Raw genomic sequence first — 9,613 nt, 5'->3', positions numbered from 1 at the left:
GATCACCAGCCGGGCCAAGCTCGGCGGGCTGGGCGCGGCCCGGTTCATCGACCTGGACGCGATGGAGCCCGCCGAGTCCCTGGCCCTGCTCACCCGGATCGTCGGCGACGCCCGGACCGGCGCCGAGCCCGGCGCCGCCGCCGAGCTGCTGGAGGTGTGCGGGCACCTGCCGCTGGCGGTGCGGATCGTCGCCGCGCGGCTGGCCGCCCGGCCGTCGTGGACGGTGGCGTCGCTGCTGCGGCGGCTCGGCGACGAGGACCGGCGGCTCGCCGAGCTGCGCGTCGCCGACCTGGCCGTGGAGGCGGTGTTCCGGCTGGCCTATCGGCAGCTCGACGACCGGCAGCGGCGCGCGTTCCGGCTGCTGGCGCTGGCCGACGGCCCGTCGGTGTCCCGGGAGGCCGCCGCCGCGCTGCTGGGGACCGACGCGTTCGACGCCGAGGAGCTGTGCGAGTCACTGGTCGACGTGAGCCTGCTGCGCTCCCCCACCGCGGGCCGCTACCGCTACCACGACCTGGTGCGGCTGTACGCGCGGGGCCGCGCCGCCGCCGACGAGCCCGCCGCCGAACGCGCCGCCGCGCTGCGCCGCCTGCTGCACTTCTGCCTGGCCACCGCCCGCGACGCGCACCTGACGCTCAACCCCGGCGACGGCCGCGCCCTCAACACGCTGCCGCCCCGCGGCCGGGGCCTGGGGTTCGCCGACCAGCGGGCCGCCCGCGACTGGCTGTTCACCGAGGCCGACACGCTGTTCGCCGCGATCGCGCAGGCGGCGCGGGACGCCGACCGGTCGCTGCTGCCCCCGGCCGCCGACCTGCTGCTGATGACCGACGCGCTGGTCGACTCGGGGCTGTACCGGCACGAGTGCGAGCAGGCCGCCTACGCGGTGATCGACGCGGCGTGGGAGCGGCGGGACCTGCGGTCGGAGGGCCGCGCGCACCTCCAGCTCGGCTGGGTCTACTTCTACGCCGACCGGATCGCCGACGCCGCCGCGGTGTGCCGGACGGCGCTGCGCCGGGGCCGCGAGACCGGCGACGTGTGGACGGTCGGCGACGCCCTGGGGCGGCTCGGCGCGTGCGCGCTGATGGCGGGCCGCCCGGCGGAGGCGGTGCGGCACAAGGAGGCGGCGCTGGCGGCGTTCCGGAAGATCGGCGACCGGTACGGCGAGGCCAACATCTGGGCCGGGCTGGGCCGCCCGCTGCTGGGCGCGGGCCGCGCCGCCGAGGCCGTCGCCGCCGCCGAGCGCGGGCTGTCCCTGCACCGCGCGCTCGGCAGCGGCAGCCGCATCGGCTACGCCCTCTACCAGTCGGCCGTGGTGCTGGAGGGCGTCGGCCGTCCCGCCGAGGCGGTCGCCCGGTGCGGCGAGGCGCTGCGGGTGTTCCGGGGCGGCCGCAACCGGCAGTGGGAGGGGCTGACGATGGTCCGGGCGGCGGCGGCGCTGCTGGCCCTCGGCAGCCCCGCCGAGGCGGCGCGGGTCGCCGCCGACGCGGTGGCGGTCACCGGCGAGGTCGGCTACGCGTGGGGCCACGCGCAGGCGCTGCGCGTGCTCGGCCGGGCGCTGCACGACCTGGGCGACGCCGACGCCGCGCGGGAGCGCTGGACCGAGGCCCTGCGGATCTTCCAGCGGCTGAACGCGCCGGAGACCGGGGAGGTCCGCACCCTCCTCCACGGGCACGACGGCCCCGAGGGGCCGGTCACGCGGTCGGCTTCCACGGCGTGACGCGGGAGTCGGCGGCCATGGGCGGGAACGCGGTCGCGGGCATGCACCGACCCTGCCACGGGTGTTTCCCCCGCCACAAGAACCACCGGAAAGAACCCTTCCGTCCTGCGGCGATACCGGACCGGATATCGCTGCGCGGCCCCTGCCGATATTGGACGCCCGCCGGACCCCTCTGGTGTCCTCTGCGCATGACCGAAGCTCCCCTCCGGCCGGGCGCGCCCGCCTCATGAGCACCGACGTCCCGGACCGGCGCGACCGCCACACGGTCGCCGTGGTCGTCGCCGTCCAGGCGGCCGCCTCGATGGGCTACTTCGCGGCGATGGCGCACGTCGTCGTGCACCTCAGGGACGACCTGGGGCTGGCCGCCGGGCTGATCGGCCTGGTGCTGGCGCTGCGGAACCTCGTGCAGTACGCGCTGTTCCTGCCGGTCGGCGCGCTGGCGGACGTGCTGAACCCGGTGCGCACGGGCGTGCTGGCGTGCGCGCTGCGGGCCGTCGGGTTCGCGCTGCTGGGCACCGTGTCCTCCACGGCCGGGCTGGTCGTCGCGGCGGTGCTGCTGGGCACCGGCGGGGCGCTGTTCCACCCGGCGGCGCAGTCGCTGCTGGCCGGGGTCGCCGAGCGGCGGCGCGCCCGCGGGTACGCCGCGTACACGATCACGTTGCAGATCTCGGCGGTGGTCGCCCCGCTGCTGGGGCTGGCGCTGCTGAACGTCGGGTACTGGCTGGTGGCGGCGGCCTCGGCCGGACTGTGGGCGACCGCGGCGTTCCTGTTCTCGCTGGTCCGGCAGGTCCCGCGCGCCCCGGCCGGGGGCGGGGTCGTCGCCGGGGTGCGCACGGCGCTGCGGGACCGGGTCTTCATGTGGTTCGCGGTGGTGTCGATGCCCACGATGCTGATGGCGGACCAGGCGGCGGTGGTGGTGCCGCTCGGCGGCGCGAACGCGGGCGCGGTGACCGTGTTCTCCTGCGTGCTCGCGGCGGTCTCGGCGGCGGTCCAGCCGTGGTGCGCGGTGGGAGGCCGCGCCGAACGGCCCGCCATGCTGCGCGCCGGGATGCTGTTCGTCGGGATCGGCTACCTGCTGCTGGCGACCGGAGCGGGCGGCCACCTGGCGGGCCTGGTCGCGGTGGCCGTGCTGCACGGGTTCGGCGGCGGCATGCTGCAACCGGCGGTGTTCCACTCGATCGCCCGGCTCGCCCCGCCGGCACGCTACGGGGCTTACCTGGGCGTACGGGCGTTCTTCTCGGGCCTGCTCGCCTTCGCCGGAGGCACCGCGGTGGGCCGCTTGTTCGAACTGGGCCCGACCGGCACCGCCACGGCCCTGGTCGCCCTGGCGCTGATCGCCTTCGCCTCGGCGGCGGCTCCGCGCGCGTTCCCGGGGCGGAGGACCGGCGCGGAGAGCGCGGCCCCCCGCGAGACACCCCGGGGCGAGACGGTGAAGGTCGGGCCCCGCGGCTAGGGCCTGTTCCAAAGTGGACCCCGGCCACGCACGCGAGCGCGTGACCTGGCCTGCGGGCCCGACGCCGGAGGCGAGGGCTCGCAGGCCAGGGCTTGGAAGCACGGCCTAGTCCACCGCGCGCAGGAACGACGCGGCGATGGGCGCGGCCGTCCCGGCCCCGGTGCCGCCGTCCTCCACGAGCACCGCGAACGCCAGGTCGCCCCGGTAGCCGATGAACCAGGCGTGCGTGGGCGGGTCCTCGCCCGATCCGAACTCGGCGGTGCCGGTCTTGCCCGCCGTTCCGGCGGGGAAGTCGACCTTGGCGGCGGTGCCCTCGCTGACCACGGCGGGCATGAGGGTCCGCAGCGCCCGCCGGACGCCCGGTTCCAGGGGTTTGGGCGGTTCGGGGCGGCGGCCGCCCGCGTCGAGGGCCTGGGCGGCGGTCGCGGTGTCGACCAGGCGCGGCGACCGCCAGGTGCCGTTGGCCGCGGCGGCGGCGACGCCCGCCATGTTCAGCGGGCTGGTCAGCACCTGGCCCTGGCCGAACGACGCCGAGGCGAGCGCCGTCGCGTCCTTGTTCCTCGGGAACCGCGCGCGGACGGCGGGCAGCCCCGCGATGATCGGCGCGTTGAACCCGAACTGCTCGGCGACCCTGGTCAGCCGTTCGTCGCTGAGGCGGCGGGTGGTCAGCTCGGCCATCGTGGTGTTGCAGGAGTGGGCGAACGCCTCCTTGAACGGCACCGTGCCGAAGCTCTCGAACTCGGCGTTCTTGAACGTGAACCCGCCGATGGCGATGGTGGCGGGGCAGCCGACCCGGTCGGTGGTGCGCAGCCCGTCGGCGACCAGCGCCGCCGCCGTGACGACCTTGAACGTCGAGCCGGGCGGATACTGCCCCATCAGCGCGCGGTTGTAGCCGCCGGGCTTGTTGGCGACGGCCAGGATCTCGCCGGTGGAGGGCCGGACCGCGACCAGCGACGCGGGTTTGTCGACGTCGGTCAACGCCTGTCCGGCGGCGCGCTGCGCCTTCGGGTCCAGCGTGGTGCGCAGCGGCCGCCCCTCCTGCCCGCCGAAGCTCTTGAGGTTCTGCACCGTCCTGCCCTGCGCGTCGACGATCTGCACGGTCTGCGCCGGGGTCCCGGCGAGGCGCTTCTCGTACTGGCGGTTCAGGCCGTCCACGCCGGCGGGGTCGCCCTTGCGGTAGGGCGCGCCGAGCTTGCGGGCGATCTCGTCGGTGGCGGCGCCGACCGGCCCGGCGATCTGCTGCACCGACCCCGAGGGGGACGCCGACAGGTCGCTGCCGTCGGCGGCCTGGATCGTGGCGCGCTTGGGCCAGACGCGCGTGCTCTGGACGCGCTGGCCCTCCTTCAGGCCGGGGTACAGCACGGCGGGCGACCAGACGACGCGCCACTCACCGTCGCGTTCGGTCAGCTTGAACGAGCCGGTGTAGGACCATTTCCGGTCTCCGGCCAGGGTCAGGTCCGCGTGGTAGGAACCGCCGTCGTCGTCGACGCCCCCGAGGGTGAAGCTCTGCCGGACCGCCCCCAGGTCGTCGCGCATGCGGGTGAGGCGCTGCTCGAGGTCGGCGGGCGGGTCGGCGGTCAGCGCGCGCATCGCCGCGAAGTCGCCCCTCCCCCAGGCCGCCAGATAGCGCTTGGTCGCCTCCTCGGGTCCGTCCCCGCGGCGCAGGAACCACACCGTTCCGGCCCCCGCGACCACCACCGCGACCGCGGCGATGATCAGCCAGGTTCGGCGCATTCGGTTCTCCTCTCGGTCGGTCACCCGCCCCAGGACACCAGACCGTTCCCCAGAAAGTCCAAGATTGATATGGATAGTGATTTGATATGAGATCGCATATCATCGCTGTTCGTGAACCTGGTGGGGCATCTGAACGCCTTCGTCGCGGTCGCCGAGGAACTGCACTTCGGCCGCGCGGCGGAGCGGCTCGGCATGGCCCAGCCCCCGCTCAGCCAGCGTATCCAGCGACTGGAACGCGAGCTGGGGGTGCGGCTGTTCGACCGTTCGTCGCGCCGGGTGGAGCTGACCGCCGCCGGGCGGATGCTGCTGGAGGAGGCGCGTGACATCCTCGAGCGGGTGGAACGCGTGCACACCCTGGCCGAGCGCGCCCGTCTCGGCGAGACCGGAGCCCTGCGCGCGGGGCTGCCGCCGGACCTCGGGGGCTCCGTGGTGGCCGCGCTGATCTCGGCGTTCCGGGACCGCCGTCCCGAGGTGCGGCTGGACCTGCGGGAGATCGGCACGACCGGCCAGGCGCAGGCCCTGACCGACGGCACCCTGGACGTCGGGGTGCTGCGGCACCCGTGCGACGGGCGGGCGCTGGCGTTCGGGCCGATGCTGGCGCAGCGCATCGGGGCGCTGCTGCCCGCCGACCGCCCGGTCGACGGCCCGCTGCACGTCGCCGACCTGGCGGGCGACGACCTGGTCACCACGCCGCGCGAGGAGGCCCCCGGGCCGTTCGACGAGATGCTGGCGGTGTGCCGGCGCCACGGCTACGATCCGCCGAACGTCCACGAGGCCCGCAACACGCAGTTCGCGCTCGGGCTGGTCCTGGCGGGGACGGCGGTGGCGCTGACGCCCCGCGTGCAGGCCCCGGGCGTGACCTGGCACCCGCTGGCCGGGGACCCCCTGAACCAGCGGGTCTCGTGCGCGTGGCGGCGCGACGACGACTCGCCGGACATCGCGGCGTTCACCGAGACCGCGACCGCCGTCCTGTGCGCGGAGGCGGACATGACCCCGCTCTCCCCGTCGTCCCCGACGCGCCGCGTCGTGCCGCGCCCCGCGTTCGGGTTCCTGGCATGAGGCGCGTCGAGGAGGCGTTCCGCGACGCCGGGGTCACGGGCTGGCTGCACGCGGTGGACCTGGACTCGGGCCGCGAGGTGAGCGTGCGCGGCGACGAGCCGGTGGTGCTGGCGTCGGTCTACAAGGTGCCGGTGCTGGTGGCGTTCCACCGGCAGGCCGCCGCCGGGCTGCTGGACCGCACCGCCCCCGTCACGCTGCGGCCCGACGGCCGCACCGCCGGGCCGACCGGGATCTCGGCGATGCTGGACGAGGTCCGGATGTCGCTGCGCGACCTGGCCCTGCTGATGATGACGGTGAGCGACAACGCCGCCGCCGACGCGGTGCTGGCGCGCGTCGGGCTGGACGCGGTCAACAAGGCGATGGCCGACCTCGGCCTGTCGCGCACGCACATCGCCTACGACGGACGGGACCTGCACGCGACGCTGCTGGAGGACGGCGGCGTCGCCGACCTGGGCGAGCTGTGGGGCCGCCTGGACGAGCCGGGGATGCTGGCGCGGCTGCGGGTGCTGGACCCGGCCCGCACCACGCGCAGCACGCCCCGCGAGATGACCCGGCTGCTGGCGATGGTCTGGAACGACGAGGCCGCCCCGCCGGAGGACTGCGCGCAGATGCGGCGGATGATGGGGTTGCAGGTGTGGCCGCACCGATTGTCGTCCGGGTTCCCCTACGACGACGTGCGGGTCAGCGGGAAGACCGGCACGCTGCCGACCCTGCGCAACGAGATCGGCGTCGTGGAGTACCCGGACGGGGGCCGGTACGCGGTGGCGGTGTTCACGCGTTCGCCGCTGCCGCTGGCGGTCCTGCCGCAGGCGGACGCGGTGATCGGCACCGCGGCCCGCCTCGCGGTCGGGGAGCTGCGGCGTTAGGCGCGGGGCGCTGGGAAGCAAGCCCGAACGGCCGCCACGTGCCCGCCCCCGGCGACGAGGGTGACGCCGTCACCGATGTCGGAGACGGCCGAGGCCGTCCAGAGTTTGGCGAACTCCCCGCCCATGCGGGCGGGTCCGAGGGCACGCAGGGCACGACTCCTCGCTCAGGGGGAAATCCCTCGCCGCGTGGCGGCGGGTCGGGTCGGACCGCCCCCGCTGGGATGACCGTGCCGCGCATGCGGACCTCCGTCCGTCGTGCACTCAGGCATGATCACCCAGGCGGCCGGGGCGCGTCATCCGGTTTCCCGTCGGTATCGTGTGGGCGCCTGGAGGGACTTCACGGAATGACGGAGCGTGTGCTCGGCGGCCGCTATCGGCTGCGCGACCGGATCGGCGACGGCGGCATGGGGACGGTGTGGGCCGCCGTCGACGAGACGCTGCGCCGCGACGTCGCGGTCAAGGAGGTCCGGATCCCCGAGGGCCTGGCCCCCGAGGCGCGCCGCCGCCTGGTCGAGCGCGCCCGCCGCGAGGCCCGCGCCGCCTCGCTGGTCGACCACCCCAACGTCGTCACCGTGCACGACGTGGTCGTGGAGGACGACCGGCCCTGGATCGTGATGGAGCTGGTCGGGGGCGACTCCCTGGCCCGGATGGTCGAGGCGCGGGGGCCGTGGCGTCCCGAGCACGTCGCGCACCTGGGGCTGAAGCTGCTGGACGCGCTGGAGGCCGCGCACGCCCGGGGCGTGGTCCACCGCGACGTCAAGCCGAGCAACGTGCTGATCGACCGGGACCGGGTCGTGCTGACCGACTTCGGGATCGCCGGGATCGACGGGGACGTGGGGCTGACCGGCACCGGGGAGTTCACCGGGTCCCCCGGCTTCACCGCGCCCGAGGTGCTGCGCGAGCAGCCCGCCGGGCCCGCCTCCGACCTGTGGGCGCTGGGGGCGACGCTGTACACGGCCGTCGAGGGGCGCGCGCCGTTCCAGCGGGACACCCCGATGGCCACGCTCGGGGCGGTCCTCACCGAGGAGCCGACGCCGCCGCGGCACGCGGGCTCGCTGGCGCCGCTGCTGTGGCACCTGCTCCAGAAGGACCCGGCGGAACGGATGCGCCCCGACGCGGCCCGCCAGGTGCTGCGGAACGTGGCCGCCGGTCTCCCCTCGGGCCTGCGCGACCCCGTGGTGTCGCCGCCGGCGTCCAGGCGCTGCGTCCTGGTCACGGTCGTCGCGTCCGCCGGGGTGATCGCGGTGCTGGCGGGAACGGCGTTCGCGCTGACCGGCGGAGAGGAGCGCAAGGCCGTCGCGGACCCGCCGCGCACGCCGCCCCCGTCGTCCGCGCCCTCCCCGCCGTCGGTGACCCCGACCACGGCGCCGAAACCCGAGCCGCTGGACCTGTGCGCGCTGCTCACCAGGGATCAGATCGGGCGGCTGGTGCCGGGCGCGCCGCGGACGGAGCGCGACACGGACTCCTGTTCCTGGGCGGTCAGGGGGCGGGGCCTGACCGTCACGCACCGCGCCCGCGCCACCCCCGACCGCCTCCCGGAGTCGTCGACGGAGGCGCACACGGAGTTCCTCCAGGCGCGCCGGGAGCAGGCCAGGCCGGGGACGCGGGTGTGGCACTGGTCGGAGATGGGCGTCCCCCCGGTCGTCCGGGCGACCTCGACGGCGGCGCGGACGGCGCCGGGCGTGGGCGCGGAGGCGTTCGCGTACGACGTGGTCAGGGGGAGCAAGCCGTTCGACAAGTCGGTCGTGACGTTCCGCTCGGGGATCCACGTGCTGGAAGTGGAGCTGGCCTACGCGCGCGGGACCGCCACGCCGGGTGACGCGGTGCGGGCGGCCCGCCTGGTGGCGCAGAACGTGGAGAAGCGTTCATGACCACCGGGACGCGCCTGCTGGCGGGCCGCTACCGCCTCGACGCCCGCCTGGGCCAGGGCGGCATGGGGATCGTGTGGCGGGCCACGGACCTGGAGTTGCGGCGTCCGGTGGCGGTCAAGGAGCTCCTGCTGCCCGACCACCTGTCCCCCGCCGCCCGCGAGAACGCGGCGCAGCGCGCGATGCGCGAGGCCCGCGCCGCCGCCCTGCTGCGGCACCCGTCGATCGTGGCCGTGCACGACGTGGTGATGGACGAAGGCCGCCCGTGCATCGTGATGGACCTGCTGTCGGGGCGTTCCCTGGACCGGGTCGCCAAGGAGGGCCCCCTTCCGCCCGAGCGGGTGGCGCGGATCGGCCTGGAGGTCCTGTCCGCGCTGCGCCTGGCGCACGGGAACGGCGTGCTGCACCGCGACGTCAAGCCCGCGAACGTCTTCCTGCACGACGACGGCCGCGCGATCCTCACCGACTTCGGCATCGCGGCCCTGGAGGGCGACGCGACGCTGACCGAGACGGGGATGCTCGTGGGGACCCCCGCGTTCATGGCCCCCGAGCAGGTCAAGCACGAGGGGATGGGTCCGGCGGCGGACCTGTGGTCGCTGGGGGCGACGCTGTACGCGCTGGTGGAGGGGAGACCGCCGTTCCAGCGGTCGACCGTGATGGGGATGCTGACGGCGGTGCTGACCGAACCCCCCGAGGCGCCCCGCCGGGCGGGCCCGCTCGCCCCGGCCATCCTGGCCCTGCTCAACAAGAACCCGGCGGTGCGCCTGGACGCCAACGGCCTGGAGGGGGCCCTGCGCGCGATAGCCGCGGGGGCTGAGCCGCCGCCCGTTCCGGTCCCGCTGCCCCCCGGCCCGCCGCCGCCCCGGCGCCGCGGCCGCGCCCTCCCCCTCCTGCTCGCCGCGGCGGTCGCCGTCGCGGC

7 protein-coding genes are annotated in these 9,613 nt (G+C 75.9%); 6 read left to right on the top strand and 1 reads right to left on the bottom strand.

Annotated features, from left to right (window positions below; all coding sequences use genetic code 11):
* On the top strand, positions 1-1,714 hold a 1,714-nt coding region (locus AKI01S_RS46785; protein WP_157420668.1), incomplete at its 5' end, for a tetratricopeptide repeat protein.
* A gap of 226 nt (positions 1,715-1,940) precedes the next feature.
* Positions 1,941-3,167 carry an MFS transporter gene (locus AKI01S_RS46780; protein WP_067833061.1) on the top strand — a complete coding sequence of 409 codons (1,227 nt, stop codon included), beginning with the start codon at positions 1,941-1,943 and terminating at the stop codon, positions 3,165-3,167.
* Positions 3,168-3,272: 105 nt separating this feature from the next.
* On the opposite strand, the gene AKI01S_RS46775 is transcribed toward AKI01S_RS46780, so the two are convergent.
* Positions 3,273-4,901: a penicillin-binding transpeptidase domain-containing protein gene (locus AKI01S_RS46775; RefSeq protein WP_067833058.1), complete on the bottom strand. Its 1,629-nt coding sequence runs from the start codon at positions 4,899-4,901 to the stop codon at positions 3,273-3,275.
* A 111-nt stretch (positions 4,902-5,012) separates the two neighbouring features.
* Between AKI01S_RS46775 and AKI01S_RS46770 the strand changes: the two genes are divergently transcribed.
* From AKI01S_RS46770 to AKI01S_RS46755, 4 genes are all read left to right on the top strand, one after another.
* Entirely contained in the window at positions 5,013-5,960 is a 948-nt protein-coding gene (locus AKI01S_RS46770) for a LysR family transcriptional regulator (protein WP_067833054.1), read from the top strand.
* Positions 5,957-6,826 carry a serine hydrolase gene (locus tag AKI01S_RS46765; RefSeq protein WP_067833051.1) on the top strand — a complete coding sequence of 290 codons (870 nt, stop codon included), beginning with the start codon at positions 5,957-5,959 and terminating at the stop codon, positions 6,824-6,826. The genes AKI01S_RS46770 and AKI01S_RS46765 overlap by 4 nt, the downstream gene beginning before the upstream one ends.
* A gap of 344 nt (positions 6,827-7,170) precedes the next feature.
* The gene (locus AKI01S_RS46760; protein WP_067833048.1) at positions 7,171-8,697 is read left to right on the top strand and encodes a serine/threonine-protein kinase; all 1,527 of its coding nucleotides are present in this window, start codon (positions 7,171-7,173) and stop codon (positions 8,695-8,697) included.
* Positions 8,694-9,613, top strand: a 920-nt coding sequence (locus AKI01S_RS46755; protein WP_157420666.1) for a serine/threonine-protein kinase, incomplete at its 3' end; no start/stop codon positions are given. The genes AKI01S_RS46760 and AKI01S_RS46755, both read left to right, overlap by 4 nt.

The organism is Actinomadura kijaniata NBRC 14229 (assembly GCF_001552175.1).
In the GTDB taxonomy this organism is placed as follows: Bacteria; Actinomycetota; Actinomycetes; order Streptosporangiales; family Streptosporangiaceae; genus Spirillospora; species Spirillospora kijaniata.
The sequence above is the reverse complement of the archived record's forward strand: the minus strand, read 5'-3'. Positions and strand labels throughout refer to the sequence as shown.